At 70.8% G+C, this 26,834-nt stretch carries 27 protein-coding genes and 1 tRNA gene; 19 read left to right on the top strand and 9 right to left on the bottom strand.

Annotation, left to right across the window (positions count from 1 at the left end; translation table 11 throughout):
• The 3 genes from ABB22_RS14695 to amaB form a co-directional block, all read right to left on the bottom strand.
• Window positions 1-774, bottom strand: a complete 774-nt coding sequence (locus tag ABB22_RS14695; protein ID WP_055765114.1) for a class I SAM-dependent methyltransferase — start codon at window positions 772-774, stop codon at window positions 1-3.
• Window positions 775-781: 7 nt separating this feature from the next.
• On the bottom strand, window positions 782-1,069 hold the full coding sequence (locus ABB22_RS14690; RefSeq protein WP_055765116.1) for a DUF4190 domain-containing protein: 288 nt from the start codon (window positions 1,067-1,069) through the stop codon (window positions 782-784).
• Window positions 1,070-1,270: 201 nt separating this feature from the next.
• Window positions 1,271-2,803 (bottom strand): L-piperidine-6-carboxylate dehydrogenase, encoded by a 1,533-nt coding sequence (amaB, locus tag ABB22_RS14685; protein ID WP_055765118.1) that lies wholly within the window; start codon window positions 2,801-2,803, stop codon window positions 1,271-1,273.
• Window positions 2,804-2,955: 152 nt separating this feature from the next.
• Here amaB and ABB22_RS14680 point away from each other — a divergent pair.
• The 6 genes from ABB22_RS14680 to thrC all read left to right on the top strand — a co-directional run bounded on the left by ABB22_RS14680 (window position 2,956) and on the right by thrC (window position 10,099).
• Window positions 2,956-3,032 (top strand) — tRNA-Arg (locus ABB22_RS14680).
• 59 nt (window positions 3,033-3,091) lie between these two features.
• Window positions 3,092-3,787, top strand: coding sequence for a helix-turn-helix transcriptional regulator (locus tag ABB22_RS14675; protein WP_055765121.1), 696 nt, complete (start codon window positions 3,092-3,094; stop codon window positions 3,785-3,787).
• A gap of 84 nt (window positions 3,788-3,871) precedes the next feature.
• Window positions 3,872-4,804, top strand: coding sequence for a DMT family transporter (locus tag ABB22_RS14670; protein WP_055765124.1), 933 nt, complete (start codon window positions 3,872-3,874; stop codon window positions 4,802-4,804).
• A 501-nt stretch (window positions 4,805-5,305) separates the two neighbouring features.
• On the top strand, window positions 5,306-7,810 hold the full coding sequence (gene thrA, locus ABB22_RS14665) for a bifunctional aspartate kinase/homoserine dehydrogenase I (protein ID WP_055765128.1): 2,505 nt from the start codon (window positions 5,306-5,308) through the stop codon (window positions 7,808-7,810).
• A gap of 11 nt (window positions 7,811-7,821) precedes the next feature.
• Window positions 7,822-8,757, top strand: coding sequence for a homoserine kinase (locus ABB22_RS14660; RefSeq protein ID WP_055765131.1), 936 nt, complete (start codon window positions 7,822-7,824; stop codon window positions 8,755-8,757).
• 43 nt (window positions 8,758-8,800) lie between these two features.
• On the top strand, window positions 8,801-10,099 hold the full coding sequence (gene thrC / locus ABB22_RS14655) for a threonine synthase (RefSeq protein WP_055765134.1): 1,299 nt from the start codon (window positions 8,801-8,803) through the stop codon (window positions 10,097-10,099).
• A gap of 132 nt (window positions 10,100-10,231) precedes the next feature.
• On the opposite strand, the gene ABB22_RS14650 is transcribed toward thrC, so the two are convergent.
• Together ABB22_RS14650 and ABB22_RS14645 are read right to left on the bottom strand one after the other, a co-directional pair.
• Window positions 10,232-10,678: a hypothetical protein gene (locus ABB22_RS14650; RefSeq protein ID WP_055765137.1), complete on the bottom strand. Its 447-nt coding sequence runs from the start codon at window positions 10,676-10,678 to the stop codon at window positions 10,232-10,234.
• An 84-nt stretch (window positions 10,679-10,762) separates the two neighbouring features.
• Window positions 10,763-11,521, bottom strand: coding sequence for a Crp/Fnr family transcriptional regulator (locus ABB22_RS14645; RefSeq protein ID WP_055765140.1), 759 nt, complete (start codon window positions 11,519-11,521; stop codon window positions 10,763-10,765).
• Between the two features lie 108 nt (window positions 11,522-11,629).
• On the opposite strand from ABB22_RS14645, the gene hisS reads away from it, so the two are divergent.
• From hisS to ABB22_RS14590, 11 genes are all read left to right on the top strand, one after another.
• Window positions 11,630-13,048 carry a histidine--tRNA ligase gene (gene hisS / locus ABB22_RS14640; RefSeq protein WP_055765142.1) on the top strand — a complete coding sequence of 473 codons (1,419 nt, stop codon included), beginning with the start codon at window positions 11,630-11,632 and terminating at the stop codon, window positions 13,046-13,048.
• A gap of 135 nt (window positions 13,049-13,183) precedes the next feature.
• Window positions 13,184-13,510, top strand: a complete 327-nt coding sequence (locus ABB22_RS14635) for a YerC/YecD family TrpR-related protein (RefSeq protein WP_055765145.1) — start codon at window positions 13,184-13,186, stop codon at window positions 13,508-13,510.
• Window positions 13,511-13,520: 10 nt separating this feature from the next.
• Window positions 13,521-14,432 (top strand): ATP phosphoribosyltransferase, encoded by a 912-nt coding sequence (gene hisG, locus ABB22_RS14630; RefSeq protein WP_055765149.1) that lies wholly within the window; start codon window positions 13,521-13,523, stop codon window positions 14,430-14,432.
• Window positions 14,429-15,724 (top strand): histidinol dehydrogenase, encoded by a 1,296-nt coding sequence (hisD, locus tag ABB22_RS14625; RefSeq protein WP_055765152.1) that lies wholly within the window; start codon window positions 14,429-14,431, stop codon window positions 15,722-15,724. The genes hisG and hisD overlap by 4 nt, the downstream gene beginning before the upstream one ends.
• Window positions 15,721-16,803 carry a histidinol-phosphate transaminase gene (gene hisC, locus ABB22_RS14620; RefSeq protein WP_055765153.1) on the top strand — a complete coding sequence of 361 codons (1,083 nt, stop codon included), beginning with the start codon at window positions 15,721-15,723 and terminating at the stop codon, window positions 16,801-16,803. The genes hisD and hisC overlap by 4 nt, the downstream gene beginning before the upstream one ends.
• The gene (gene hisB, locus ABB22_RS14615) at window positions 16,800-17,873 is read left to right on the top strand and encodes a bifunctional histidinol-phosphatase/imidazoleglycerol-phosphate dehydratase HisB (protein WP_055765157.1); all 1,074 of its coding nucleotides are present in this window, start codon (window positions 16,800-16,802) and stop codon (window positions 17,871-17,873) included. Before hisC ends, hisB begins: the two co-directional genes overlap by 4 nt.
• On the top strand, window positions 17,870-18,472 hold the full coding sequence (gene hisH / locus ABB22_RS14610; protein ID WP_055765160.1) for an imidazole glycerol phosphate synthase subunit HisH: 603 nt from the start codon (window positions 17,870-17,872) through the stop codon (window positions 18,470-18,472). Before hisB ends, hisH begins: the two co-directional genes overlap by 4 nt.
• Window positions 18,469-19,203, top strand: a complete 735-nt coding sequence (gene hisA, locus ABB22_RS14605; protein WP_055765163.1) for a 1-(5-phosphoribosyl)-5-[(5-phosphoribosylamino)methylideneamino]imidazole-4-carboxamide isomerase — start codon at window positions 18,469-18,471, stop codon at window positions 19,201-19,203. Before hisH ends, hisA begins: the two co-directional genes overlap by 4 nt.
• Entirely contained in the window at window positions 19,197-19,973 is a 777-nt protein-coding gene (hisF, locus tag ABB22_RS14600) for an imidazole glycerol phosphate synthase subunit HisF (protein ID WP_055765166.1), read from the top strand. The genes hisA and hisF overlap by 7 nt, the downstream gene beginning before the upstream one ends.
• Window positions 19,963-20,598, top strand: a complete 636-nt coding sequence (gene hisIE, locus ABB22_RS14595) for a bifunctional phosphoribosyl-AMP cyclohydrolase/phosphoribosyl-ATP diphosphatase HisIE (RefSeq protein WP_055765169.1) — start codon at window positions 19,963-19,965, stop codon at window positions 20,596-20,598. The genes hisF and hisIE overlap by 11 nt, the downstream gene beginning before the upstream one ends.
• A 118-nt stretch (window positions 20,599-20,716) precedes the next feature.
• Window positions 20,717-22,243: a calcineurin-like phosphoesterase family protein gene (locus ABB22_RS14590; protein ID WP_055765172.1), complete on the top strand. Its 1,527-nt coding sequence runs from the start codon at window positions 20,717-20,719 to the stop codon at window positions 22,241-22,243.
• 112 nt (window positions 22,244-22,355) lie between these two features.
• On the opposite strand, the gene ABB22_RS14585 is transcribed toward ABB22_RS14590, so the two are convergent.
• The 3 genes from ABB22_RS14585 to ABB22_RS14575 all read right to left on the bottom strand — a co-directional run bounded on the left by ABB22_RS14585 (window position 22,356) and on the right by ABB22_RS14575 (window position 24,934).
• Window positions 22,356-23,321, bottom strand: a complete 966-nt coding sequence (locus ABB22_RS14585) for a C13 family peptidase (RefSeq protein ID WP_055765174.1) — start codon at window positions 23,319-23,321, stop codon at window positions 22,356-22,358.
• Between the two features lie 67 nt (window positions 23,322-23,388).
• Entirely contained in the window at window positions 23,389-24,393 is a 1,005-nt protein-coding gene (locus ABB22_RS14580; RefSeq protein ID WP_055765177.1) for a FecR domain-containing protein, read from the bottom strand.
• Entirely contained in the window at window positions 24,386-24,934 is a 549-nt protein-coding gene (locus ABB22_RS14575) for an RNA polymerase sigma factor (protein WP_055765180.1), read from the bottom strand. The genes ABB22_RS14580 and ABB22_RS14575 overlap by 8 nt, the downstream gene beginning before the upstream one ends.
• A 125-nt stretch (window positions 24,935-25,059) precedes the next feature.
• Between ABB22_RS14575 and ABB22_RS14570 the strand changes: the two genes are divergently transcribed.
• Window positions 25,060-25,731, top strand: a complete 672-nt coding sequence (locus ABB22_RS14570; RefSeq protein ID WP_082443473.1) for a dioxygenase family protein — start codon at window positions 25,060-25,062, stop codon at window positions 25,729-25,731.
• Window positions 25,728-26,348, top strand: a complete 621-nt coding sequence (locus tag ABB22_RS14565; RefSeq protein WP_055765185.1) for a cytochrome b/b6 domain-containing protein — start codon at window positions 25,728-25,730, stop codon at window positions 26,346-26,348. The genes ABB22_RS14570 and ABB22_RS14565 overlap by 4 nt, the downstream gene beginning before the upstream one ends.
• Here the strand turns inward: ABB22_RS14565 and ABB22_RS14560 are convergent.
• A partial coding sequence (locus ABB22_RS14560; protein ID WP_152984200.1) for an amino acid permease occupies window positions 26,327-26,834 on the bottom strand: 508 nt, incomplete at its 5' end. The two genes, ABB22_RS14565 and ABB22_RS14560, sit on opposite strands and share 22 nt — an antisense overlap.

Raw genomic sequence — 26,834 nt, 5'->3', positions numbered from 1 at the left:
TCAGTCCAGCGTGCCGATGAAGGCACGGGTTCGGTATTCGAAGGCGACCCGTCCGTCCACCGCATGGGCGTCGAACAGGGCGCGCAGGGCCTCCAGCATCGGCGCATGCCGCGGATGGCCGGCCTGCGGCGCATAGGAGGAAGAAAGGAGGCGGCCGCGCAGGCCGTCGAAGTCCAGGTGCTGCGTGTTCGGCAGCTGGACCATGCCGCGCAGGCCGTCGCCGAACCACGCGCGCATCGTCGCGTCGTCCTGGTAGCGCTCGGCCACCGCGTTGTAATCGGTGCCGTAGTCCTGCAGCAGCTGTTCGTAGGCGGACAGGAACGGCGAGACGTCGAGCAGGCGCGAGTTCCAGTACACCAGCGCCATCCCGCCCGGCCGCAGGATGCGCCGCCACTCCGGCCGCACCGCCTCGGTGTCGAACCAGTGGAAGGCCTGGGCGACGCTGATCAGGCCGATACTGGCGTCGTCCAGGGTCGTGGCTTCAGCGGTGCCGGCGGCGAAGCTCAGCTGCGGATGATCGTGCGCCAGCCAGCGCTCGGCGGCCTGCCGCATCGCGGCGTTGGGCTCGACCGCGACCACCGGGTGGCCGGCGTCGAGGAACATCAGGGTGGAAATACCGGTGCCGGCGCCGATGTCGGCGACCGGCGTGGCGGCGGGCACCCCGATCTGGCCATGCAGCCAGTCCAGCAGGGCCGGCGGATAGTCGGGCCGGTAGCGGACATAGTCCGCCACCCGGCTGCTGAAACGTTGGGTCGAATCGGCCGGAGCGCTCACGCGTGCCTCAGGAATTCAATGCGGCGATCCAGGCCAGGCCACCGAAGAACAGGATGAAGGCGAGGATGCCGAGCACCCACATCGCCACCGACAGCCAGCCCAGCACCAGGCCGGTGACGGCCAGGCCATCGCCGTCGAGCTGGCCGTTGCTGCGGCGGATCTCGCCGCGCGCCATATGGCCGAAGATGATGCCGCCGATGCTGCCCAGGAACGGCAGCAGGGTCCAGCCGAGGATGCCGGCGACCAGGGCGATCACGGCATAGCTGCTGGTCTGTCGTGGTGCGGGAATGCTCATCGGTGGGACTCCGTTGCGGGTGGAAAAAAGCCCCTGTCCGGGGCGAAAAGGCGCGGCCTGCGCGTCACTGCCGCGCAGGCCTTGGAGCGCGCGCCGCCGGCCTGGGCCGGGGCGCGGGTTGACGAGGGGGCGGGGCTGTTCCGCACCCTCATCCGGCGCTTCGCGCCTCCCCCTCTCCCGGCGGGAGACGGGGAAAAACCATCACAGGTCGAACTTGATGCCCTGGGCCAGCGGCAGCGAATCGGAGTAGTTGATGGTGTTGGTCTGGCGGCGCATGTAGACCTTCCACGCGTCCGAACCGGACTCGCGGCCGCCGCCGGTTTCCTTCTCGCCACCGAAGGCGCCGCCGATCTCGGCGCCGGAGGTGCCGATGTTGACGTTGGCGATGCCGCAGTCGCTGCCGGCGGCCGACAGGAACTTCTCGGCCGACTTCAGGTTGGTGGTGAAGATCGACGAGGACAGGCCCTGCGGCACGCCGTTCTGCATGTCGATGGCTTCGTCCAGGGTCGAGTACTTCATCACGTACAGGATCGGCGCGAAGGTCTCGTGCTGGACGACCTCGTCGCTGTTCTTCAGGCCGGTGACGATCGCCGGCAGCACGAAGTTGCCTGCGCGATCAATGGCGGTGCCGCCGGTCTCGACGGTGCCGCCGGCGGCCTTGGCCTTGGCGATCGAGGCCAGGAATTGCTGCACGGCTTCCGGGCTGTTCAGCGGGCCCATCAGGTTGGCCGCATCCAGCGGGTCACCGATCTTGCCCTCGACCTGCTTGTAGGCCTTGATCAGGGTGGCCAGCACGTTGTCATAGATCGATTCGTGCACGATCAGGCGGCGGGTGGTGGTGCAGCGCTGGCCGGCGGTGCCGACGGCGCCGAACACGATGCCCGGCACGGCCAGCTTCAGGTCGGCGGTCTCGTCCAGGATGATGGCGTTGTTGCCGCCGAGTTCCAGCAGGCAGCGGCCCAGGCGCTTGGCCACGACCTGGTTGACGGTGCGGCCGACCTGGGTGGAGCCGGTGAAGGAGATCAGCGGCACGCGGGTGTCGGCGACCAGCTTTTCCGACAGGGCGGTGCCGGCGTCGTTGATCAGGAAGAAGATGTCCGGGAAGCCGCCTTCCTTCAGCGCCTCGTTGCAGATCTTCATCGAGGCGATGGCGGTCAGCGGGGTCTTGTTGGACGGCTTCCAGATGCACACGTCGCCGCAGATCGCGGCCAGGAACGAGTTCCACGCCCACACCGCGACCGGGAAGTTGAACGCCGAGATGATGCCGACCAGGCCCAGCGGCTGGTACTGCTCGTACATGCGGTGGCCGGGGCGCTCGGAATGCATGGTGTAGCCGTACAGCATGCGGCTCTGGCCCAGCGCGAAGTCGGCGATGTCGATCATCTCCTGCACTTCACCGTCGCCTTCCGGCTTGGACTTGCCCATTTCCAGCGCGACCAGCGAGCCCAGCGCGTCCTTGTGCCTGCGCAGTGCTTCGCCGCACAGGCGCACGGCCTCGCCGCGGCGCGGCGCCGGGGTGGTGCGCCACACCTTGTAGGCTTCCTGGGCGCGGGCGACGATGGTTTCGTAGTCGGCCTCGGTGGTGGCCTGGACCTCGGCGATCACCTCGCCGGTGGTCGGGTTCTGCGGCTTGAGCACGCCCGCGCCGGTAGCGGTGGACCACTCGCCGTTGCCCAGATAGGTGCCAGCGTTGGAAGCGTCGAGGCCGAGCGCCTTGAGCATTTCGAAGGACATGAAATCTCCTGATTGCTTTGCGTTGGGGGGCGCAGCCGCTGGCAGAGGTGGGGTGCGGCATGCAGAACCGCGATTTTAGCAGAGCCGCGCGTGTTTCTTGGCGCAGGGTGGATGCCGGATGCGGCGGCGGCATGCCACAATACGCGTCCGCAGGCCCCGTAGCTCAGCTGGATAGAGCGGTCCCCTCCTAAGGGACAGGTCGCACGTTCGAATCGTGTCGGGGCCGCCATCGTTCCATCTGCCGCGCAATGCTTGCCGCGACCGCCACCTCCTGCGCAGACTGCCTGCATGTCCGCCAGTACTCCCCACCTGCGCCGTTACCTCGGGCCCACCGGGCTGGAGTGCCACGACTATGCGCAATGGGTGCTGCCGGTGCACGGCGAGCTGCAGTTCGAAGTGGGCGGCGCCGGCGGCCACCTGGACCGGTTGCAGGGCGCCTTCGTCGCACCGGGCCAGACCCACGACCTGGAAGCGCTGGGCGAGCACAGCTGCCTGATCGTTGACTGTCCGGCAGGCGTGCTCGACGACGACACGCTGGAACACCTGTACCGCAAACCCTGGCTGGCGCTGCCGATCGAGGTGCGCCAGCGCCTGCGCGAACTGCCGGCAAGCGGGCTGGTGGGCGATCCGCTGCCGCGCCTGCTGCGGCATTTCGCCCCGGCCGGCAGCGGCGCGCGGCTGCAGGGTGTATGCATGGCGGTGGTCTCGGCACCGGGCCTGGACTGGTCGGTGGCGCGCATGGCGGCCATGGCCGGGGTCAGCGGCAGCCGCCTGCATGCGCTGTTCGTCCGCGAGTTCGGGCTGCCGCCATTGGCATGGGTCGGTGCCGCGCGCCTGCGCTGGGCCAAGCGCCAGCTGCTGGGCAGCGATGCCAGCCTCAGCGACATCGCCCAGCGCGCCGGCTATTCCGAGCAGAGCGCGTTCACCCGTGCGCTGCGCCGGGAGAGCGGGCGCACGCCGCGGCAGTGGCGCGCCCGGCAATAGCCTGGGTCAAGACGCGCCGCCCGGGCGCTGCCTACACTGCGCGCCCTTCTCCGTGGCAATGGTGCGGCAAGCGTGAGTCGTTCGATGAGTGTCGGGATCGCCAACGGCGTGGCCTCCGGGGCGCTGTGGGGCGTGGTGTTCCTGGCCCCGGCCATGCTCGCCGGATTCGCGCCGCTGCAACTGGCGGCCGCGCGCTACCTGGTCTATGGCGCGATCGCGCTGGTGCTGCTGGTGCCGCGCTGGCCGGCGCTGCGGTCGCGCATCGGCCGCGCCGAATGGGGCGCCCTGGCCTGGCTCAGCCTGCTGGGCAACCTGCTGTATTACGTGCTGCTGTCCATCTCGGTGCAGTGGAGCGGCGGCGCGGCGGCGTCGCTGATCGTCGGCATGGTGCCGGTGCTCGTGGCGGTCACCGCCTCGCGCGAGCCGGGCGCGGTGCCGCTGTCGAAGCTGGCGCCGGCGCTGGCCCTGTGCGTGGCCGGGGTGGTGCTGATGGGATGGGCGGCGATGGCCTCTTCGCATGTGCACGCCGATACCGGGCGGCGCCTGCTCGGCCTGCTGTGCGCGGTCGGCGCGCTGCTGTCGTGGACGGTGTACTCGGTGGGCAATACGCGCTGGCTGGCGCGCTGCCCGGAGGTATCCGGGCATGACTGGTCGCTGTTGACCGGCGTGGCGACCGGCGGCCTGGCGCTGCTGGTGGCGCCGCTCGCGTTCGCCGGCGGAGGGCAGGGGCGTCCGCCGGCCGAGTGGGGGCAGTTCTGGCTGGTCGCCGCGGCGGTGGCGGTGCTGGCCTCGATCCTCGGCAACGCCTGCTGGAACCGCGCCAGCCGTGCGCTGCCGCTCACCCTGGGCGGGCAGATGATCGTGTTCGAGACCCTGTTCGGCCTGCTCTACGGCTTCCTCTGGCAGCAGCGCTGGCCGCTGCCGCTGGAGCTGCTGGCGGCCGGCTGCCTGTTGGCCGGCGTGGTGTCGAGCGCGGCCGCGCACCGGCCCGCACCGGAGGCGCTGGCTCCGCATTGAACCGCCCCGTGGCGCAGCGGAATGCGCGCGTTCGGCGCAGTTCCGCCGGTCGGCGCTTTCCAGCCGGTGGTCCGCAGGCATCCGTCGGGCGATTGGGCGCGGCCGCGGCCTGCCATTGACGAAGGCGCGTTTTACCGATGCTTGCCGGATAGATGGGCGATGATCGGCGTTGATGACATTTGCAACCGATAAGTGCGCGTTCGCCGACGATGGGCGCAAGTGGCCTTTTGCGCCGCAACACTTGACAGCGCATTCACGGCTGGTGTCCTCTTGACCGCATGCACACGCCGTCGCCCAACTTCGCCTTCGTCCAGCCGCCTGCAGGCGCGCTGCCGGGCAGCTGCGGCCGCGCGTCCATTACCACCACCATTACCGTCACCACTCGCCCGGTGCGGCCCGTCGTCTTCGCGTAGTTTCCGAAAACCACGGCCCCGCACCCGGATCAGGATGCGGGGGCTCCCATCCTGATGCGTGTCGGGGCCTCCAGCCGAGGTTCATCCGATGTCGCCAGTTGCCGCTTCACCCCTCGCTCCCGCCGCGGACGCCGCCGTCCGCAGTGTCGTCCACAAGTTCGGCGGCACTTCGGTGGCCGACGCCGACCGCTACCGCCACGTGGCCCAACTGCTGCTGGCGCGCGAGGAGCACGTGCAGGTCACCGTGGTCTCGGCGATGAAGGGCGTCACCGATGCGCTGATCGAGCTGGCCCGGCTGGCAGCCGGCGCCGACCCGGCCTGGGACGAGCGCTGGCATGAACTGCGCGCCCGCCACCGCGCGGCGGCGGTGGCGCTGCTGGTCGAGAACTCCGGGCCGACCATCGAATGGCTGGATGCGCGCTTCAACCGCCTGCGCGAGATCCTCGCCGCGCTGGCGGTGATCGGCGAGCTGCCGCAGGAAGTGCTGGACCGCGTGCAGGGCCTGGGCGAAGTGTTCTCCGCGCACCTGCTCGGCCACCACCTGCAGGCGCTGGGCGAAGACGCCGACGTGCTGGACGCGCGCGAGGTGCTGGTGGTCGACCATGGCGAACTCGGCGTGGACGTGGACTGGAAGTCCAGCGCCGCCAGGCTGGCGCTGTGGCGGCAGTCGCACCCGGCGCGGCGGCTGGTGGTGACCGGCTTCGTCGCCCGCGACCGCAAGGGCAACATCACCACGCTGGGCCGCAACGGCAGCGATTTCTCCGGTGCGATCTTCGCCGCGCTGTTCGCCGCCGACGAACTGCATATCTGGACCGACGTGGACGGCGTGCTGTCGGCCGATCCGCGGGTGGTGCCCGAGGCGGTGCAGCTGGAGGCGCTCAGCTACGACGAGGCCTGCGAACTGGCCTATTTCGGCGCCAAGGTGGTGCACCCGCAGACCATGTCGCCGGCGATCGAGCGCGGACTGCCGATCATCATCCGCAATACCTTCCAGCCGCAGCATCCGGGCACCCGCATCACCGCGGTCAGCGCCGGCAGCGGGCCGATCAAGGGGCTGACGCTCAGCCCCGACCTGGCCGTGCTGAACGTCGAGGGCACCGGCCTGATCGGCGTGCCGGGCACCGCCGAGCGCGTGTTCGCCGCGCTGCGCAATGCGCACGTGTCGGTGGTGATGATTTCGCAGGGCTCGTCCGAGCATTCGATCTGCTGCGTGGTGCGCCAGGCCGAGGCGGCGCGCGCGCGCGATGCGCTGGTGCAGGCGTTCTCGCACGAACTGGCCGCCGGCCAGGTGCAGCGCGTGCAGCTGACCGAGGGCGTGAGCGTGCTGGCCGCGGTGGGCGACGGCATGGCCGGCCAACCGGGCGTGGCCGCGCGCCTGTTCGAGGCGCTGGGGCGGGCGCAGGTCAACATCCTGGCCATCGCGCAGGGCTCGTCCGAACGCAACATCTCGGTGGCCATCGACGCGCGTGACGCCACCAAGGCACTGCGCGCGGCGCATGCCGGGTTCTGGCTGTCGCCGCAGACCTTCTCCGTGGGCGTGATCGGCCCGGGCAATGTCGGCGCGGCGTTGCTGGAACAACTGCGCGTCGCCCAGCCGCAGCTGCTGGCGCGGACCAAGCTGGACCTGCGCCTGCGCGCGGTGCTGTCGCGCAACCGCATGCTGCTGGACGCGCGTGGCGTGCAGGGCGACTGGAAGGCCGCGTTCGAGGCTGCCGCGGAACCGGCCGACCTGGACCGCTTCACCGAGCACCTGCTGTCCGCCCGCCTGCCGCACACCCTGGTCATCGACTGCAGCGGCAGCCCGGAAGTGGCCGACCGCTATGCCGGCTGGCTCGCTGCCGGCATCCACGTGGTCACGCCGAACAAACAGGCTGGCTCCGGACCGCTGGCGCGCTACCAGGCCATCCGCGAGGCGGCCGGCGCGACCGGCGCGCGTTTCCGCTACGAGGCCACGGTGGGCGCCGGGCTGCCGGTCATCACCACGCTGCGCGACCTGGTCGATACCGGCGACGAAGTCACCGCGATCGCCGGCATCTTCTCCGGCACGCTGGCCTGGCTGTTCAACAAGTACGACGGCAGCGTGCCGTTCTCGCAGCTGGTCGCGCAGGCGCGGGCAATGGGCTACACCGAGCCGGACCCGCGCGACGATCTGTCCGGCGTGGACGTGGCGCGCAAGCTGGTGATCCTGGCGCGCGAGGCCGGCCACCCGCTCAGCCTTGAAGACGTGGCGGTGGAAAGCCTGGTGCCCGATGCGCTGCGCCAGGCCAGCGTGGAGGATTTCATGGCGCGCCTGCACGAGATGGATGCCGCGTTCGCGCAGCGTCTGGCCGATGCCCGTGCGCGCGGCCAGGTGCTGCGCTATGTAGCGCAGTTCGCGCCGGGGCAGGCGCCCAGCGTCGGACTGGTGGAACTGCCGGCCGACCATGCCTTCGCCAACCTGCGCCTGACCGACAACGTGGTGCAGTTCATCACCCGCCGCTACTGCGACAATCCGCTGGTGGTGCAGGGGCCGGGCGCCGGCCCGGAAGTGACGGCCGCCGGCGTGTTCGCCGACGTGCTGCGGGTGGCCGCGGGGGAGGGCGCACGACTGTGAGCGGGCAAGCAATGCAGGGTGGTGCCGGCCAGCGCGAGGCGCGCGCCTTCGCGCCGGCCTCGGTGGCGAACGTGGCGGTCGGTTTCGACCTGCTCGGCTATGCCGTGGCCGGCGTCGGCGATACGGTGACGGTGCGGCGCATCGAGGCGCCCGAAGTGCGCATCGCGGCGATCCGCGGTACCACCGCGGACCTGCCCACGGATGCGGCCGGCAACACCGCCGGCGCGGCGCTGATCGCACTGCGGCAGGCGCTGGCGCTGCCGTTCGGCTTCGAGATCGAGATCGACAAGGGCATACCGCTCAGCTCCGGCATGGGCGGCTCGGCGGCCTCGTGCGTGGCCGCGCTGGTCGCGGCCAACGCCCTGCTGGATGCGCCGTTGAGCAGGGAAGCGCTGTACCTGCATTCGCTGGAAGGCGAGGCGGTGGCCAGCGGCAGCCGCCATGGCGACAACCTCGGGCCGATGTTCCTTGGCGGGCTCGTGCTGTCCACCCTGGAGCGGCTGGTGCCGGTGCCGGTGCCGGCACCGTGGCACAGCCTGCTGGTGCACCCGGATGCGCTGCTGGAAACCCGCCGCGCGCGCGCCGCCCTGCAGGGCGATTACGCGCTGCAGGAGTTCGTCGCCCAGAGCACGAACCTGGCGCTGGTGCTGGCCGGCTGCCATGCAGGCGACGCCGGGCTGGTGCGCGCCGGCCTGCGCGACGTGCTGGTCGAACCGCGCCGCGCGCCGCTGATCGCCGGCTTCGATGCGGCCAAGCAGGCCGCGCTGGATGCCGATGCGATGGGGGCCAGCATTTCCGGCGCCGGTCCCAGCGTGTTCGCGTGGTTCGAGACGCGCGAAGCGGCCGAGGCCGCCGCGCCGAAGGTGCGGGCCGCGTTTGCCGACGCAGGTTTCGACAGCCAGGGCTGGGTGACGCCGCTGGACAGCCCGGGTGCACGTCTGCTTTGAAACCCCGCCCTCCTGCGCGGGGGCACTTCACGGAATCTTCTCCATGCATTTCATTTCCACCCGCAACGATGCTCCCGCCGCCACGCTCAGCCAGGCCATCGCCGCCGGGCTTGCGCCCGATGGCGGACTGTATGTGCCGCAGCAGATGCCCCCGGCCCGTGCCCTGGAGGCGGGCGACTCGCTGGCCGACACCGCGGCCACGCTGCTGCAGCCGTTCTTCGCCGGCGACGGGCTGGAAGCCGAGCTGCCGCGGATCTGCGCCGAAGCCTTCGACTTCCCGGCGCCGCTGCAGCGCCTGGCCACCCGCAACGACCATGTGCTGGAGCTGTTCCACGGCCCGACGGCCGCGTTCAAGGATTTCGGCGCGCGCTTCCTGGCCGCCAGCCTGTCGCGGCTGCGCGCAGGACAGGAGCGCCCGTTGACGATTGTCGTGGCGACCTCCGGCGATACCGGCGCGGCCGTGGCCGCCGCCTTCCACAATCAACCCAACCTGCAGGTGGTGGTGCTGTATCCGGACGGGCGCGTGTCGCCGCGGCAGGCGCACCAGCTGGGTTGCCTGGGCGGCAACATCCGCGCATTGCGCGTGGCCGGCTCGTTCGACGATTGCCAGGCCATGGTCAAGCAGGCGTTGAACGATGCCGGGCTGCAGGCGCAGATGCCGCTGAGTTCGGCCAACAGCATCAGCCTCGGCCGCCTGCTGCCGCAGATGAGCTATTACGCGCATGCGGCGCTGACCCATCGCGCCGCGCACGGCTCGCCGCTGAACGTCGTCGTTCCCACCGGCAATCTCGGCAATGCGATGGCGGCGGTCATGGCGCGCGCCCTGGGCGTGCCGCTGGGGCGGATCGTGCTGGCCACCAATGCCAACCGCGTGCTGCCGGACTACTTCGCCGGTGGCGGGTACCAGGCCCGCACCAGCGTGGCCACGCTCGCCAATGCGATGGACGTGGGCGCGCCCAGCAACTTCGAGCGGCTGCGCTGGCTGTACGCCGGCGACGACGCGGTGCTGCGCGCGCAGTTCCTCTCGCGTGCGGTGGACGACGACGCCATCCGCGACGCTATCGCCGCGCGCCATCGGCGGCATGGCGAAGTGTTCTGCCCGCACACCGCCACCGCGGTACGGGTGCTGGAGCAGTTGCGCGCCAGCGGCGAGGCCGCGGCGCACGAACACTGGGCGGTGGCGGCGACGGCGCATCCGGCCAAGTTCGAGACGGTGGTCGAGCCGCTGATCGGTCGCCAGGTGCCGGTGCCGCCGGCGCTGGCCGAGCTGCTGCAGCGTCCGGCGCATGCCGAGCCCTGCGCGCCGGAATATGCGGCGCTGCGCGACGTGCTGCTGGCTTGAGAGCCACCGCCGCGTTGTCCACAGCGGATGTGGAGCGCGGCGAGGAAAGCCTGTGGACAAGTGCCCGCCGGGCCAATGCCGGCGGGCGTTCGCGCCGGTCTGGTCAAAATGACGCCAGACCGGTGACCTGGCTCAGGCTGCGTGCGGGCGGGGCAGGTTGCCGGAGCGGTTGCGCCTGTTGCCGCGCCCGCGCAGGCCGAGCAGCCAGCTGGCCGCCGGCAGGGCGGCCAGCATCAGCAGCCAGCCGGCGACGATGAAGCCGCCGGCGGAGAACAACGGCAGGCCTGCCGCGACGGTGAAGGCAGTGGCGAACGTCAGCGTGGCCAGCGCGCAGTGGAAACGGAGCCGGTCGCGTCCCAGCCGCCGCAGCAGCCAGGCGGCGGGCAGGGCAAGCAGCAGGTTGATCGCGAAGTCCTGCAGGGTCAGCGCGCCGTACCAGGCGGTGCCGGACAGCCCGGCCTGCGCGAGCCGGGCCGGAATCATGTTGTGGGCGGCGATCGGCGGCCAGGCATACAGGACCAGCAGCACGAAACCGATGCCGATGACGATGGAGAGCAGTGTGGCGACAGCACGCGACATGAGACCTCCCGGGCGCCGCCAGCGGTGGCGGCCAGGCCCAGCTTGCAGACCGCGCGGCGCAGCGTCAAATGCCGGGCGGGCGATTCAGCCCAGGTCGTCGTTGGCCAGCTTCTGCAGGCCGGCGAAATCGAGGATCTCGACCACGTTCAGGTGCGGCAGGGCGATCAGCCCCTGCTGGCGCAGCTTGGTGAAGGTGCGGCTGACCGTCTCCATGGTCAGGCCGAGATGGTCGGCGATGTCGCCGCGCCCCATCGGCAACGCCACCCGGTTGCCGACCTGGCCCTGCATGGCCTCGCGCGCGGCCAGGCGCAGCAGGAAATCGGCCAGCCGTTCCGGTGGCTGCAGGCGGGCCAGGGCCAGGGCGTTGTCCTGCGCGGCGTCCAGTTCCTGGCAGGCGCGCTGCAGCAGTTTGCGCTCCAGGTGCGGGAAGCGCTGGCGCAGGTCGCGCATCTGCGAGGTCGGCACCCGGCACACGCGGCTCTCGGCGATGGCCTCGATGTCATAACGGTGATGGTCGCTGCCGCTCAGGCCCACGTAGTCGCCCGGCAGGACGAAGCCGTTCACCTGGCGGCGGCCGTCGGCCAGCGTGCGCACCAGCCGCAACGCGCCCTCGGTCACGGTGAAGACATGCGCGCGCGGTTCGCCGCTGCGGGCCAGCGTGGCGCCCATCGGCACCGGCATGGACAGCGTGATCTGCTCCAGGGCCTGTACTTCGTCGCAGGACAGCGCCGAGCACACCGACAGGTGGCGGACCGAGCAGTGCAGGCACTCGCGCGCGCCGCTGCCTTCGGAGACGGTCTGGAATGCGGCAGGTGGCTCGGAACCGGGGACGGGCCGGGTCATGGCTTCGGGGCGGGGGAAGTGTGCGCATGATACTTCATGCGGTCGGCCCGGGCGGCGTGGCGCTAGAATTGGCGTCCGCTCATCCCCCCGTTTGCAGGAGTTCCACCCGTGATCAAGCCCCGTACGCCGCCCGGCATCATGGAGTTGCTGCCGCGCGAGCAGATTGCGTTCCAGCGCATGCTGGACGTCATCCGCCGCAACTACGAGCGCTTCGGGTTCCTGCCGGTGGAGACGCCGGTGTTCGAGCTGTCCGACGTGCTGTTGACCAAGTCCGGCGGCGAGACCGAGCGCCAGGTGTATTTCGTGCAGTCCACTGGCGCGCTGGCCAATGCCGCCAGCTCGGCCGAGGCGGGCAGCGACAAAAGCCTGCCGGAAATGGCGCTGCGTTTCGACCTGACCGTGCCGCTGGCGCGCTACGTGGCCGAGCACGAGCACGAGCTGACCTTCCCGTTCCGCCGCTACCAGATGCAGCGCGTCTATCGCGGCGAGCGCGCCCAGCGCGGCCGCTTCCGCGAGTTCTACCAGTGCGACGTGGACGTGATCGGCAAGGACGCGTTGAGCATCCGCTACGACGCCGAAGTGCTGGCGGTGATCCACGCGGTGTTCTCCGAACTGCGCATCGGCAGCTTTGCGGTGCAGCTGAACAACCGCAAGCTGATGCGCGGCTTCTTCGAGGCGCAGGACGTGGCCGATCCGCAGCAGCAGGCGCTGGTGCTGCGCGAGGTCGACAAGCTCGACAAGCGCGGTGCCGACTACGTGCGCGAGACCCTGGCCGGCCCGGACTTCGGCCTGCCGGCCGCGGCGGTGGAGCGCATCCTCGCCTTCGTCGAGGTGCGTTCGCAGTCGCACGCCGACGCGCTGGCGAAGATCGACGCGGTACTGGCCGAAGCCGGCGAGGGCGCCAGTGAGTCGCTGCGCACCGGCGCCGCCGAACTGCGCGAGGTGCTGGAGCTGGTCAAGGCGCTGGGCGTGCCGGAAAGCGCGTACTGCCTGAATTTCTCCATCGCGCGCGGGCTGGATTACTACACCGGCACCGTCTACGAGACCACGCTGCTGGACCACCCGCAGATCGGCTCGATCTGTTCCGGTGGCCGCTACGAGGATCTGGCCAGCCACTACACCAAGAGCCGGCTGCCGGGCGTGGGCATCTCCATCGGTCTGACCCGCCTGTTCTGGCAGCTGCGCGAGGCCGGCCTGATCGAAGGCATCGCCGAAAGCAGCGTGCAGGCGATGGTGGCGCTGATGGACGAGGCGGCGATGCCGCAGTCGCTGGACATCGCCCGCCGTCTGCGCGCCGGCGGCATCAACACCGAAGTGCAGATGGAGCCGAAGAAGATCGGCAAGCAGTTCCAGTACGCGGCCAAGGCCGGCATCCGCTTCGTGGTGCTTGCCGGCGAGGACGAGCTGGCGCGCGGCGTGGTCGCGGTCAAGGACCTGCTGCGCGAGCAGCAGTTCGAGGTCGCCCGCGACGAGCTGGCATCCACCCTGCAGGTGGAGCTGGAGCAGGCCCGCGCCATGGCGCGCTGAGCGCCCGGGCTCGACCTGAACCAAAGGCCCCGCACTGCGGGGCCTTTTCTTTTGCCAGGACGATGGTGGCCGCCGATGTTTGACCGGGCAATCCTGTTTGGATTAATGTATTAGCACGCTATTACATTGGTACGCATGAAAACGCGCCCAGACCCCGACCGCGAAAAGGCATCCGACGCTTCCCTCAAGGCGCTGGCGCGTGCGTTCGCCGCGCTGGACCGGCCGCAGGACGTGCAGGCCTTCCTGCGCGACCTGTGCACGCCCGCCGAGCTGGAGGCGATGGCCGACCGCTGGCGGGTGGTGCCGCTGCTGCGCAAGGGCGTGCCGTACCGCGAGATCTACGACCTGACCGGGGTGAGCGTGACCACCATCGGCCGGGTCGCGCGCTCGCTCGAACATGGCGCCGGGGGCTATGCCGCCGCCATCGAGCGCCTGTCCGTGCGCAAAGCCGAATCCAACTGAGACAAGACCCATGATTGCTTCTTCCTCCGCGCCGACCCGCGACCGGCTGCGCATCGCCATCCAGAAAAGCGGGCGCCTGGCCGACCCCGCGCGCAGCCTGCTGGCCGCCTGCGGGCTGAGCTGGCGGCAGAGCCGCGACAAGCTGTTCTGCTTCGGCGAATCGCTGCCGGTGGACCTGCTGCTGGTGCGCGACGACGACATCCCGGGGCTGATCGCCGATGGCGTCTGCGACCTCGGCGTGGTGGGCCTCAACGAACTGGACGAGCAGGCCAAGGCGCGCCGGCAGCTCGGCCTGGCCGATGCCTACCAGCCGCTGCGCGGCCTCGGCTTCGGCCAGTGCCGGCTGATGATCGCCGTGCCCGAGGAATGGGACTGGCAGGGGCCGGCGCAGCTGGCCGGCCGGCGCATCGCCACCAGCTATCCGGCCATCCTCGCCGCATGGCTGAAGGACAAGGGCGTGGACGCGCAGGTGGTGGAGCTGTCCGGCTCGGTCGAGATCGCGCCCAAGCTCGGCACCGCCGACCTGATCTGCGACCTGGTCTCCAGTGGTGCCACGCTCGCGGCCAACCAGCTCAAGCCGGTGGAAACGCTGCTAGACAGTGAGGCGGTGCTGGCGGGCCCGGCGCACGCGCTGGACGACGCCCGCGCGGGGCTGATGGCGATGCTGTTGCGTCGCCTGGATGGCCTGAGCAGGGTGCAGGACCGGAAGCTGCTGATGTTCTCCGCCGCGGAGGAACGCGTGGACGAACTGGCGCGGCTGCTGCCCGATGCCGAGCCGCTGCTGCGCCTGCCGGGCAATGGCGGAGCGGTACGCCTGCAGACCATGTGCAATGGCGCACTGAGCTGGCAGCGGCTGGAGGAGCTGGAGCGTGCCGGTGCGCAGGGGCTGATGGTGCTGGCGGTGGAGAAATCGCTGGCATGAACATCCTCGACTGGAATGCACTGGATGCCGACGCGCAGGCGCGTGCGCTGACCCGGCCGGCGCAGGCCGTGGCCGCGCAGACCCGTGCCGCGGTCGCGGCCCTGATCGAACAGGTGCGTGGCATCGGCGACCTCGCACTGCGCGACATCACGGCGCGTTTGGACGGTGTGGCGCTGGAACGCTTCGAGGTGGGCGAGGACGAGTTCGCCGCCGCCGAACTGGCGGTGCCGGCGGACCTGCGCATCGCCATGCAGCAGGCGGCCGGACGCATCGACGCCTATCACCGCGCCGGCATGGCGCAGCCGTATTCGCTGGAGACCGCGCCGGGCGTGGTCTGCGGCAAGGTCATCCGCCCGATCGGGCGCGTCGGCCTGTATGTGCCGGCCGGCAGTGCGCCGTTGCCGTCGACCGCCCTGATGCTGGGCGTGCCGGCGAAACTGGCCGGCTGCCGCGAAGTGGTGCTGTGCACGCCGCCGCGCAAGGACGGCACGGCCGATCCGGCGGTGCTGGTGGCCGCGCGCCTGACCGGCGTGCACAAGGTGTTCAAGATCGGCGGCGCGCAGGCGATCGCGGCGATGGCCTGGGGTACCGCGACCGTCCCGTCCTGCGACAAGCTGTTCGGGCCGGGCAACAGCTACGTCACCGAGGCCAAGCAGCAGGTGGCGCAGGCCGGCGCCGCCGCCATCGACATGCCGGCCGGTCCGTCCGAGGTACTGGTCATCGCCGATGCCGGCGCCAACCCGGCTTTCGTCGCGGCCGACCTGTTGTCGCAGGCCGAGCATGGCCCGGACTCGCAGGTGCTGTTGCTGAGCGACGATGCCGCGTTGATCGCCGCGGTGCAGGCAGAAGTGGAGCGGCAGGTGGCGCAGCTGCCGCGCCAGGGCATCGCCCGGCAGGCGCTGGCTGCCTCGCTGCTCGTAAGGGTGGCGTCGATCGAACAGGCATTTTCCATTTCCAATCGCTACGCGCCGGAGCACCTGATCCTGGCGCTGCGGCAGCCGCGCGACTGGCTCGACCACGTCGAGGCCGCCGGTTCGGTGTTCCTCGGCGACTACACCCCCGAAGCGCTGGGCGATTACTGCTCCGGCACCAACCACGTGCTGCCCACGGCCGGCGCCGCGCGCGCCTTCAGCGGTGTCAGCGTGGCCAGTTTCCAGAACCAGATCAGCGTGCAGGCGGCCAGCGCCGAGGGCATCGCCGGCATCGGCCCGTGCGCCTTGATCATGGCCCGCGCCGAAGGGCTGGATGCGCACGCCAATGCGGTCGCGCTGCGCCTGGGAGGTGCGCCATGAGCGGCGTGCTCGACCTGGTGCGCGAAGACCTGCGCGGTTTCGGCGGCTATTCCTCCGCGCGCAGCGCCAGGCTCGACGGCGAAATATGGCTCAACGCCAACGAAGCGGCATGGCCCAATCCGGGCGATGCCGCGGCCACCTGCCGGCGCTACCCTGAGCCGCAGCCGCAGGCACTGCGCGAACGGCTGGCCGCGCTCTACGGCTGCACGCCCGGACAGCTGCTGATCGGGCGCGGCAGCGACGAGGCCATCGACCTGCTGGTGCGTGCATTGTGCGTGCCGGGCCGCGATGGCGTGCTGTACACGCCGCCGGTGTTCGGCATGTACGCGGTCAGCGCGCGGCTGCAGAACGCACCGGCGCTGGAAGTGCCGCTGCGCGACGACGAGGCCGGCCTGGTGCCGGACATCGAGGCCATCATCGCCACCGCGAAGCGGGGCGGGGCGCGGCTGGTGTTCCTGTGCTCGCCCTCCAATCCCGGCGGCCTGAGCATCCCGCTGGCGCAGGTCGAGCAGGTCGCCGTGGCCCTGCGTGGACAAGCCCTGGTGGTGGTGGACGAGGCCTATGCCGAGTTCGCCGACGAACCCTCGGCGGCGACCCTGCTGCCGCGCCACGACAACATCGCCGTGCTGCGGACGCTGTCCAAGGCGCATGCGCTGGCGGCTGCGCGCATCGGCTGCGTGATCGCCGACGCCGACCTGGTCGCGGTGCTGCGCTGCTGCCAGGCGCCATACCCGGTCCCGGCACCGTGTTCGGCACTGGCGCTGGATGGACTGGACGACGCGGCGCTGCTGCGTACGCGCGAACGCACCGCGCTGGTGCGCGCCGAACGCGGGCGTCTGCGCGCCGCGTTGGCGGCCTTGCCCGGCGTGCGCCGGGTGTACGCCTCCGACGCCAACTTCCTGCTGGTGCGCTTCGTCGATGCCGAAACCGCGTTCCAGCGGCTGCTGGCCGCCGGCGTGGTGGTGCGCGACCAGCGCGCCGCGCCGCAACTGCACGATGCCCTGCGCATCACCCTGGGCACCCCCGAACAGAACGCGCGCGTGCTGGGCGTGCTTGCCACCCTGGAGCCTGCCGCATGACGCCCATCCTGTTCGTCGACCGCGACGGTACCCTGATCGAGGAGCCGGCCGATTTCCAGATCGACGCCTACGAGAAGGTCCGCTTCGTCAACAACGTCATCCCGGCGATGCTGCGCCTGCGCGATGCCGGCTACCAGTTCGTCATCGTCTCCAACCAGGACGGGCTGGGCAGCGAAAGCTATCCGCAGGCCAGCTTCGACGGCCCCAACGAACTGATGCTGCAGATCTTCGCCAGCCAGGGCATCGCGTTCCGCGACGTGCTGGTGGACCCGAGCTGGCCGGCCGACAACAGCCCCAACCGCAAGCCGGGCATCGGCATGATGCTGCCGTACCTGCAGGATCGGAACATCGACTGGGCGCGCTCGGCGATGGTCGGCGACCGGCCCACCGACATCCAGTTCGCCGACAACATGAAGATCCGCGGTTTCCAGCTGCGTACAGAACAGTTTGGAGGGCAGTGGGACTGGGACGGCATCGCCCACGAACTGGCCGACGCGCCGCGCCGCGCCACCGTGCAGCGTGATACGAAGGAAACGCAGATCCGCGTAGCCGTCGATCTGGACAAGGTGGCCACGGCGAAGATCGACACCGGCCTGCCGTTCTTCGACCACATGCTCGACCAGATCGGCCGCCACGGCGGCTTCGCGCTGGAAATCCAGGCGCGCGGCGACCTGCACATCGACGAACACCACACCATCGAGGACACCGGGCTCGCCCTGGGCCAGGCATTGCGCGAGGCGCTGGGCGACAAGCGCGGCATCGGCCGTTACGGCTTCACCCTGCCGATGGACGAGACGCTGGCTAGCGCGGCGCTGGATTTCAGCGGCCGCCCGTATTTCGTGTTCGAGGGCGGATTCAAGCGCGAGCGCGTCGGCGACATGCCCACCGAACTGGTGCCGCATTTCTTCCGCTCGCTGTGCGACGCCGCCGGGTTGAATCTCAACCTCAAGGTCGAGGGCGACAACGACCACCACAAGGTCGAGGCCTGCTTCAAGGCGCTGGCGCGCGCATTGCGCCAGGCGATCCGCCGCGAAGGTACCGAGCTGCCTTCGACCAAGGGGGCACTGTGAACGCGGTCGGCCTGGTGGATGCGGGCGGGGCCAACCTCGGCTCGGTGCGTTATGCGCTGGAGCGCCTGGGCGTGGCGGTGCGCATGGTGCGCGAACCGTCCGCGCTTGAAGGTACCTCGCGGGTGATCCTCCCCGGGGTCGGCGCCGCGGCCGAAGGCATGCGCCGCCTGCACGCGCAGGGACTGGTGCAGCCGCTGCGCGACCTGCAGGTGCCGTTGATGGGCATCTGCCTGGGCATGCAGCTGCTGTTCGAGCGCTCGGAGGAGGGCGGCGTGGACTGCCTGGGGCTGCTGCCGGGCGTGGTGCGCCGCCTGCACCCTGCGGTAGGGGTGCGCGTGCCGCACATGGGCTGGAACAAACTGCTGGCCCTGCGCGAGTCGCCGCTGCTGGACGGTGTTCCGGCCGGTTCCAGCACCTATTTCGTGCACAGCTACGCCGCGCCGGTCACCTCCGACACGGTGGCGGCCTGCCATCACGGCGGCCTGTTCACCGCGGTAGTGCAGCGCGGCCGCCTGTGCGGCGCGCAGTTCCATCCCGAACGTTCGGCCGGGCCCGGCGCGCGCATCCTGCGCAACTTCATCGAGAACGAATTTCCATGAGCTTTGTTGTCTATCCCGCGCTGGACATCCGCGATGGCCAGGTGGTGCGCCTGCTGCAGGGCGACTACGCGCAGCAGACCACCTATGGCGACGATCCGCTGCCGCGCGCGCAGGCCTTCGCCGCCGCCGGCGCGCGGTGGATGCACCTGGTCGATCTGGACGCGGCCAGGGCCGGCGGCTACACGCTGGCGCCGCTGCTGGCGCAGATCGCGGCAAGCACTTCGTTGAAGGTGCAGACCGGCGGCGGCGTGCGCGGCCGCGACGACGTGGCGCGGCTCCTCGACGCCGGCGCCAGCCGGGTGGTGATCGGATCGCTGGCGGTACGCGACCCCGGGCGCGTGCTGGCGTGGCTGCAGGAATTCGGCCCGGACCGGCTGACCATCGCGCTGGACGCGCGGCAGGGCGAGGACGGCGTGTGGCGCCTGCCGGTGCACGGCTGGACCGAGACCGCCGACGCGACCCTGGACGAACTGGCCCTGCGCTACGCGCAGGCCGGCATGGAGCACCTGCTGTGCACCGACATCGCCCGCGACGGCATGCTGTCCGGTCCCAACCTCGACCTGTACGCGCACCTGTCGCGGCGGCTGCCCGGCGTGGCGGTGCAGGCCTCCGGCGGCGTGCGCGACGTGGCCGACGTGGCCGCGGCGCGCGCGGCCGGCTGCGCCGGCGCGGTGCTGGGCAAGGCGCTGCTCGAAGGCCGGCTGCGGCTTGAGGAGGCGCTGGCATGCTGAGCCGCCGCATCATTCCCTGCCTGGACGTGCGCGACGGCCGCGTGGTCAAGGGCGTGCGCTTCCGCGACCACGTCGACATGGGCGACATCGCCGAACTGGCGCTGCGCTACCGCGACGACGGCGCCGACGAACTGGTGTTCTACGACATCTCCGCCAGCCCGGAAGGGCGCTCGGTGGACCGCGCCTGGATCGAGCGCGTCGCGCGCCTGATCGACATCCCGTTCTGCGTGGCCGGCGGCATACGCGACGTGGACACCGCGCGCGGCATCCTCAACGCCGGCGCCGACAAGATCTCGATCAACACCCCGGCGCTGGAGCGGCCGGCGCTGATCGGCGAGCTGGCCGAGGCGTTCGGCCAGCAGTGCGTGGTGGTCGGCATCGATTCCATCCGCGAGCCGGACGGACAATGGCGGGTGCGCTCCTACACCGGCGACCCGGCCAGGACCCGCGCCGAGGCGCGGTTGACGCTGGACTGGCTGCGCGAGGCGCAGCAGCGCGGCGCCGGCGAGATCGTGCTCAACTGCATGGACAGCGACGGCGTGCGCAGCGGCTACGACATCGCCCAGCTGCGCCAGGCCCGCGCCCTGTGCAGCGTGCCGCTGATCGCGTCCGGCGGCGCCGGCGAGCCACGGCATTTCGCCGACGTGTTCGAGCAGGCCGACGTCGACGGCGCGCTGGCGGCCAGTGTGTTCCACTCCGGCGCTATCGCCATTGCGGAATTGAAGCGCTTCCTGCGCGGACAACAGATCGAGGTACGCGATGTCTACTGAAAACCCCTTCGACCCGGCCGCACTGGACTGGGACAAGGTCGGCGGGCTGATGCCGGTCGTCGTGCAGGACGCGGCCACGCTGCGGGTGCTGATGCTCGGCTACATGGACCGCGCCGCGCTGGACAGGACGCTGCAGGGCGGCAAGGTCACCTTCTTCAGCCGCAGCCGGCAACGCCTGTGGACCAAGGGCGAGACCTCGGGCAACCACCTGGAACTGGTGGCGGTCCGTGCCGACTGCGACGCCGATACGCTGCTGGTCACCGCGCGCCCGCATGGGCCCACCTGCCACACCGGCAGCACCAGCTGTTTCGGCGACGCGCCGGGACAGTTCCTGGGCGCGCTGGACGCGCTGGTCCGGCAGCGCGAGCACGACCGCCCGCTCAACAGCTACACCACGAAACTGTTCGAGAAGGGCACGCGCCACATCGCGCAGAAGGTGGGCGAGGAGGGCGTGGAGACGGCGCTGGCCGGCGTGGTCCAGCGTGACGACGAACTGCTGGGCGAATCGGCCGACCTGCTGTTCCACCTGATCGTGCTGCTGCGCGCGCGCGGGCTGTCGCTGGACGACGCGGTGGCGGTGCTGGAGCAGCGGCATGCCAGGGCAGCGGAGAAGGCGGCGGGCTGAACGGGGGCGCCCGCCACGGCGCTGCTGCGATCCGCCGTCCACGGCAAACCCATCGCCATGCGCATGTCGCATGGCGGCGCGATAATGGCCGCCTGTCCGTTCGCCCGACGAGGCTTCCATGCGCCATTTCCTGCTTGCCGGCCTGCAGCTGGCCTGCATGCCGTTCGCCACGGCCGCTTCCTGCACGGACGGCGTGGTGTTCGCCGATGCCAACGGCAACGGCGTGCGTGATGCGGACGAGAAGCCGCTGGCCGGCATCCGCGTTTCCGATGGCGAGCACATCGCCGTCACCGACCGCGATGGCCGCTATCGCCTGCCGGATTCGGCGCAGCCCACGGTGTTCGTCATCAAGCCCGCCCGATACCGTGTGGCCGCGCGTGCCGACGGCCTGCCGGACATCTGGCGCCCGCGCGCCGGCGAGGCGGGCGGCGGGCAATGCCGGCCGTTCGCGCTGGTGCCGCAGGCCGACGCGCCGGACAGCTTCCAGGCGCTGGTGATGGCCGACAGCCAGACCGCCAGCCCGCTGGACGTGAGCTATTTCGAGCGCGACATCGTCGCACCGCTGCGCGGCCGGCACGGCGCGCGCCTGGGCATGACCCTGGGCGACATCACCAACGACGATCCGTCGTTGTATCCGCTGCTGGTCAAGGCGGTGACCTCGCTCGGCGTGCCGTGGCTGCACGTACCGGGCAACCACGACATGGACGTCGGCGCGCACAGCGATGCGCAGTCGCTGGACAGCTTCCACCGCCAGCTCGGCCCGGACACCTATGCCTGGGAAGAACCGTCGATGGTGTTCATCGGGCTGGATGACGTCGTCGCCCAGCCCGGGCAGAAGCCGGCCTATGTCGGCGGCCTGCGCGAGGACCAGTTCGCCTTCCTCGAACGCTACCTGCCGACGGTGCCGAAGGACCGGCTGGTGGTGCTGGGCATCCATATCCCGCTGTTCGACCATGTGTTCCGCGCCGGGGACCGCGCGCGCCTGTTCGCGCTGCTGGAAAAGCTGCCGCACCCGCTGGTCCTGAGCGGCCATACCCACAACCAGAACCAGGTGTTCTGGAGCGCGGCGCAGGGCTGGAAGGGCGCGCGGCCGCTGCACGAATACAACGTCGGCGCGGCCTGCGGCGCGTTCTGGTCCGGGGTGAAGGACGCGCAGGGCATTCCCGACACCACCATGTCCGACGGTACGCCCAACGGCTATGGCCTGCTCAACGTGCGGCCGCAGGGGAGCTACAGCGTGGAATACCGCGCCGCCCGCGCGGCCGAGGACGAGCAGATCGCCCTGCATGCGCCGAAGGTGCTGCGCCATGGCGCGTATCCGGCCTGGGGCGTGTACGCCAACGTGTTCATGGGCCATGACGGCCTGCCGGTGGAATTCCGTGTCGATGACGGCGAATGGCAGCCGATGAAGCGGGTCGAGCAGCCCGACCCGCGCCTGCTGGCCGAGAACGTCGCCGACGACCAGGCAGCGCGCCTGCGCGGCTACGACCGATCGCCCGAGGCCACGCCCTCCTCGCACCTGTGGCGCGCGGCATTGCCGACGAAGCTGGACGTGGGCGAGCACGCCGTCGAGGTGCGCACCACGCTCAACGGCAGGGAATACCGCAGCCGCACTACCTACCGCCTGCAGGACGCGCAGCCCTGATATCCGCCGGCGGGAACGCGCTTCAGTGCGCGATAAGGCCTTTCCGTCTTGAATGGGCGGGCCGGTGCGGAGGGGCCTGCATGCAGGTCCCAGCGTGCACCAGGATGCGCTCCTATGGAGACTTGCGGTTGCTGTTGCCCGCCGGCGGCGAGTGCACGAAGGGATAGGGCACCGGTGCGCTCGCCGGCAACCCGGCACGCCATCGTGCCAGCACCGGCGTGATCGCCTTGCCGGCGAAGAACTGCGGCTGCGACGGTAGTTCGCCTTCCTCCTTCTCGCGGCGGCGCACGGTATCGCGGGCCAGGCCGAAAGCGGCGGCGAAATCGTTGGTGGCGTTCAGCGCCTCGACCAGGAAAGCGCGGCCGAACCAGGTGGCGCTGTCGGTATTGCCGCAGCCGAAGGACGGGCGGTCCTTGCGTGCGGCGGTGATGACCATGCGGTTGGCGGCTTTCAACGCCGGCACGAATCCCCCCGAATAGCAGGCCGAGACCACGATCACCGCGTTGCCGATCCCGGCTTCGTCCAGCAGCTGGGCCAGGTCCTCCGGCGCAAGGTAGTCCTCCTCGTCCGGGCCGGTATGCAGGTAGACGCTGCTGTCGTCCACGCCATGGCTGCCCAGGTACAGGAACAGCACGTCCTCGCGCGGATCCAGCGTCCGCCCCAGCGCATCCAGCGCGTAGCCGAGGCTGTCGTAGGTGGCCAGTGGCAGCGCCCCCTCGCTGGCCAGCGTATCGGGCTGGTTGGCCAGCGCCAGCATGCGCCCGGCCGCATCCCAGCGCTGCGCCGACAATTGCCGCAGGTACGCGACCTCGTTGCGGAACACGTCCTCGTCGGCATCGCCGGCCACGCCCAGTACATACAGGTCGGTCACGCCCGGCCGCTGCGGCGGCAGCCGCGCCAGTGCCGCGTCGAGCAGCGCCAGCTGCGCGCCTTCCAGCACAGGCGTGGTCGGTTCCCAGGGCGGGGTGTCCGGCGTCTGTGCCAGTGCCGGCCAGATGGCGCAGACCAGGGCGCAGGCAAGGGCGATGGCGCGCGAGTGCCGGGCGAGGCGGGTCGTGGTGGTGGCGGCAGAAGGCATGGGAACAGGCAGGACGGAACGGAACGCATCGTATGCGCACTTCGCCCGGCCATGGAATCGCCGCCATTCAATCCAGCGCATCGCGCCAGTTCAGCCACCAGGCCTTGGGCGGACGCGGAATCTGCTCCCACCACAGGTTCATCGCCTGCACGCTGCCGCGCAGCCAGTCGTCGCGGTGCCCCGGCGGAGGCGCCCCGTCGAACATCGCGGTGAGCCTGGGGTAGAGCGGTCCGGAGGCCAGCGCCGGATAGCGGGTGAGCAGGGTGAGCAGGGTGAAGCGATCCGCGGCCGTGGCGGTGCGGGCGATGAGCGCCTCGGTATCGGCCGGACGCTGCCCTGCCGACATCGCCCGGTCGAACTGGCCGACGGCGGTCCGGAATCCTGCGGCGGCATTCACCGCCAACGGGATGCCGCTGCGTTCGCGGGTGAAATCGAGATACGAACCGGCCGGCACCAGGGTCTCCTGGCCGTCCACGCTGTGCATGATCCAGCCGCTGGTGACGTGGATCCGGCCTTCGCCGTCGCGGTTGCGATCCATCTCGAACGCGCAGCCCAGATCGACGGTTTCGCCGGTGCCGGTGGCAATGCCGAATTGGCCCGGCGGTGCCCAGATCCGCGCGCGGATGCGGCCTTCCAGCAGCTCGATGCGGTGGTGCCCGGTTCGGGTGTCCGTGAGCCGGATCCGTGTCAGCGGCATCACCTCCACCCGGCCGATACGCGCGACCCGGATCGTGGCCGACTGCGTGGCGGCGGTAGCCAGTGTCTGCCCGACGCCCAGCGCCGCGGGAACCGCGTGGGCGCGTGTCTCGACGGCCCACTGCCGGTTCTCGCTCCACTGCAGGCGCCACGGCACCCAGGCGGCGAAGCCGGCCAGGCAGGCGGCCAGGGCCACGGCCGCCGCCAGGGGAATGAAGCGCCTGCGCACGCTCGCCGCGCCTGGCCGCCGGACTTCCGCTGCGGTGGGCACCGGGCCATGCGCGTGGCGGTAAACGCCCAGCAGCGAGGTGAGGCGCTGCAGCGCGTCATCGCCGGGCACGTCCGGGTCCCACAGCGGGTCGGGTTTCTCACCCATCGTTCGTCTCCTGCTGGCGGGCGATGCCCAGCGCGTCGCGCAGCTGGTGCATGCCGCGATGAAGATTCACCCGGACCGACTGCGGCGTCAGTCCGGTGAGGCTGGCGATCTCCGGGCCGCTGAGGCCTTCGACCAGGCGCAGGATCAGGGTCTCGCGGTAGGCCTCGGGCAGCTCGCGGATGGCGCGCAGCGCCTGGCTTGCCTGCGCCATCGCATCGGGGCCCGTGCCCGTCCAGGCGGGCTCGTCCGCATCGGCCAGTTCCCGTTCGTCGATGGCGGCGGCGGGGCGGTTCCGGCGCGCGATCATCGCGATCCACGGGCCGAAGCGCGCCGGCTCGCGCAGTTGCTCGAGCTTGCCGAAGGCGATGACGAAGGTCTCCTGGGTCAGTTCCTCCGCCCGCGCCCGTGCCGTCATGCCCAGGTGGATGGCATGCACCAGCGGGGCGAAGGTGCGGTAAAGCCAGGCGAAGGCGGCCTGCGATCCGCGGCGGGCGTCCTGCACCTGCCGGGCGATGTCCAGGGAAAGTGGCGCGGCCTTCATGTCCGGGAGGGTCTGGGAGACACAGGCAAAGAGGGGGCTCGGGAGCGGAGTGTTAACACGTGGGGACGGTTAACGCCGCGCCGCGGAGGGCGCTCTTCATCGATGAATCTGTCTGGAGAACCCGCATGCCTCACTCCCCGCCATCATTTCCGCGTCTGGTTGCCAGCACTGTCCGCGCCGCGGCCCTGCTTGTGCTGCTGGCCGCCTGTTCGCGGGCCGACGCCGTTACGATCCCCGTCGTCGGGCTGCCCTGCGAGGACTGCGAGGTGCCGCTGATCGGCATGCCGGAGGCGCTGGCGGCCAGCGCCCGGCTGGCGCCTGCCGATGAACCCGGACAGCGCCTGCACCTGGCCGGGCGGGTGACCGATGCGCAGGGACGGCCGCGCCCGGGCGTCATCGTCTACGCGCACCAGACCAACCAGCAGGGCGTCTACCCGGGCGAAAGGACGGACCAGGACCCGGGAGCCCGGCGGCACGGGCGGCTGCGTGCGTGGGTCGCCACCGATGCCGGCGGACGGTATGCGTTTTCCACCATCCGCCCCGGCAGCTACCCCGGAACGCGCATGCCCCAGCACATCCATCTGTACGTGATCGAGCGCGGCTGCGCGCTGTACTACATCGACGACGTGCTGTTCCGCGACGACCCGTACCTGACCCCTGCGGTCGCGCGCAGGGCCGCGCAGGGCCGCGGCGGTCCGGGCATCGTGACGCCCGTGCGGATCGCGGATGGCTGGGAGGCGACCCGCGACATCGTGCTGGGCCGCGGCATTCCCGGCTATCCGGGCTGCGCTCCATGAGCGGCCAGGCCGTGGAGCGGTATCCCCTGGTCCTGCGGGTGCTGCACTGGCTGCTGGCGCTGCTGCTGGTATCGCAGCTTGCGCTCGGGTTCGCGGCCGAACACGGGACCCCGCGCGAGCTCTCCGATGCGCTGCTGCCGGTCCATTTCCGGCTGGGCGTGCTGATCCTGTGCCTGATGCTGCTGCGCCTGGGCCTGCGTCTTTGGCTGCCGATACCCGGCCACGATGATGGATCGCCGTGGCGCCGTCGGGTCCGCACGTGGGCGCATGGACTGCTCTACGTCCTGGTACTGGTATTGCCGGTCAGCGGCCATGTGATCTGGGTATGGATGGGCGCGGACCGGGTGCTGTTCGCGGGCGTGGAGGTTCCCGCGCTGTTCGTCCCGCCCGCCGACGAAACGGGGCGGGCGGTCGCCTGGTACGTGCATGTGTACGCGGCCTGGCTGCTGTCAGCGCTGGTCGGCCTGCATGCTGCGGCCGCCGTGTTCCATCAGGTGCGCCATCGGGAGGGGTTCATCGTCCGGCGCATGGGCTTCGGGAGCATGGCCGATGGCAGGCATGCGCCGCTCTTTCCCGCAGCGCCGACCGGCCGGGATCAGCGCCGCAACCAGAAATAGATCGGCAGCCCGGCCACGATCAGGCCCGCGCCCCACAGCAGGGCCTCGGCGCCGATGCCGCCCAGCGCATACAGGCTGAAGGCCAGCGCGCCGGCGGCGGCCAGCCGCGAGGCGCCGCCGTTGCCGCGCCACAGCCATGCGGCGGCGCCGGCGAGGTAGGGCAGCAGGGTGGCCGCGGTGGACAGCAGCACCGAGAACTTGAACAGGTCCACGAGCGAGCGGTTGTAGTTGCAGATCACCAGCACGGTGGCCAGCAGGCAACTGACGATGACGCCGAAGACCGGGGCGCCGCGGCCGTTCTCGCGGGCGAAGGCGCGCGGCAGCACGCCGTCGCGCGCGGCGGCCATCGGCAGCTGCGCCGAGAGCAGGGTCCAGCCGTTGAGCGCGCCCACGCAGGACACCGCCATCACCACCGCCAGCAGTACGCCGGCCGCCGGCCCCCACAACGCGGCCGGCGTACTGCTGGCGGTGGTGATGGCGGTGTCC

Origin of the sequence: Stenotrophomonas nitritireducens (assembly GCF_001431425.1) — a bacterium.
Lineage (GTDB): Bacteria > Pseudomonadota > Gammaproteobacteria > Xanthomonadales > Xanthomonadaceae > Stenotrophomonas > Stenotrophomonas nitritireducens.
Note: the sequence above shows the minus strand (reverse complement) of the source record. Positions and strands in the feature narration are given on the sequence as shown.

What these genes read in the sequence shown, in the direction of transcription:
- ABB22_RS14690 (WP_055765116.1), bottom strand. Translation starts at nt 1,069, where the DNA reads ATGAGCATTCCCGCACCACGACAGACCAGCAGCTATGCCGTGATCGCC.
- amaB (WP_055765118.1), bottom strand. Translation starts at nt 2,803, where the DNA reads ATGTCCTTCGAAATGCTCAAGGCGCTCGGCCTCGACGCTTCCAACGCT.
- ABB22_RS14675 (WP_055765121.1), top strand. Translation starts at nt 3,092, where the DNA reads ATGTCCGCCAGTACTCCCCACCTGCGCCGTTACCTCGGGCCCACCGGG.
- ABB22_RS14670 (WP_055765124.1), top strand. Translation starts at nt 3,872, where the DNA reads ATGAGTGTCGGGATCGCCAACGGCGTGGCCTCCGGGGCGCTGTGGGGC.
- thrA (WP_055765128.1), top strand. Translation starts at nt 5,306, where the DNA reads ATGTCGCCAGTTGCCGCTTCACCCCTCGCTCCCGCCGCGGACGCCGCC.
- ABB22_RS14660 (WP_055765131.1), top strand. Translation starts at nt 7,822, where the DNA reads ATGCAGGGTGGTGCCGGCCAGCGCGAGGCGCGCGCCTTCGCGCCGGCC.
- thrC (WP_055765134.1), top strand. Translation starts at nt 8,801, where the DNA reads ATGCATTTCATTTCCACCCGCAACGATGCTCCCGCCGCCACGCTCAGC.
- ABB22_RS14650 (WP_055765137.1), bottom strand. Translation starts at nt 10,678, where the DNA reads ATGTCGCGTGCTGTCGCCACACTGCTCTCCATCGTCATCGGCATCGGT.
- ABB22_RS14645 (WP_055765140.1), bottom strand. Translation starts at nt 11,521, where the DNA reads ATGACCCGGCCCGTCCCCGGTTCCGAGCCACCTGCCGCATTCCAGACC.
- ABB22_RS14635 (WP_055765145.1), top strand. Translation starts at nt 13,184, where the DNA reads ATGAAAACGCGCCCAGACCCCGACCGCGAAAAGGCATCCGACGCTTCC.
- hisG (WP_055765149.1), top strand. Translation starts at nt 13,521, where the DNA reads ATGATTGCTTCTTCCTCCGCGCCGACCCGCGACCGGCTGCGCATCGCC.
- hisD (WP_055765152.1), top strand. Translation starts at nt 14,429, where the DNA reads ATGAACATCCTCGACTGGAATGCACTGGATGCCGACGCGCAGGCGCGT.
- hisC (WP_055765153.1), top strand. Translation starts at nt 15,721, where the DNA reads ATGAGCGGCGTGCTCGACCTGGTGCGCGAAGACCTGCGCGGTTTCGGC.
- hisB (WP_055765157.1), top strand. Translation starts at nt 16,800, where the DNA reads ATGACGCCCATCCTGTTCGTCGACCGCGACGGTACCCTGATCGAGGAG.
- hisA (WP_055765163.1), top strand. Translation starts at nt 18,469, where the DNA reads ATGAGCTTTGTTGTCTATCCCGCGCTGGACATCCGCGATGGCCAGGTG.
- hisF (WP_055765166.1), top strand. Translation starts at nt 19,197, where the DNA reads ATGCTGAGCCGCCGCATCATTCCCTGCCTGGACGTGCGCGACGGCCGC.
- hisIE (WP_055765169.1), top strand. Translation starts at nt 19,963, where the DNA reads ATGTCTACTGAAAACCCCTTCGACCCGGCCGCACTGGACTGGGACAAG.
- ABB22_RS14590 (WP_055765172.1), top strand. Translation starts at nt 20,717, where the DNA reads ATGCGCCATTTCCTGCTTGCCGGCCTGCAGCTGGCCTGCATGCCGTTC.
- ABB22_RS14585 (WP_055765174.1), bottom strand. Translation starts at nt 23,321, where the DNA reads ATGCCTTCTGCCGCCACCACCACGACCCGCCTCGCCCGGCACTCGCGC.
- ABB22_RS14580 (WP_055765177.1), bottom strand. Translation starts at nt 24,393, where the DNA reads ATGGGTGAGAAACCCGACCCGCTGTGGGACCCGGACGTGCCCGGCGAT.
- ABB22_RS14575 (WP_055765180.1), bottom strand. Translation starts at nt 24,934, where the DNA reads ATGAAGGCCGCGCCACTTTCCCTGGACATCGCCCGGCAGGTGCAGGAC.
- ABB22_RS14570 (WP_082443473.1), top strand. Translation starts at nt 25,060, where the DNA reads ATGCCTCACTCCCCGCCATCATTTCCGCGTCTGGTTGCCAGCACTGTC.
- ABB22_RS14565 (WP_055765185.1), top strand. Translation starts at nt 25,728, where the DNA reads ATGAGCGGCCAGGCCGTGGAGCGGTATCCCCTGGTCCTGCGGGTGCTG.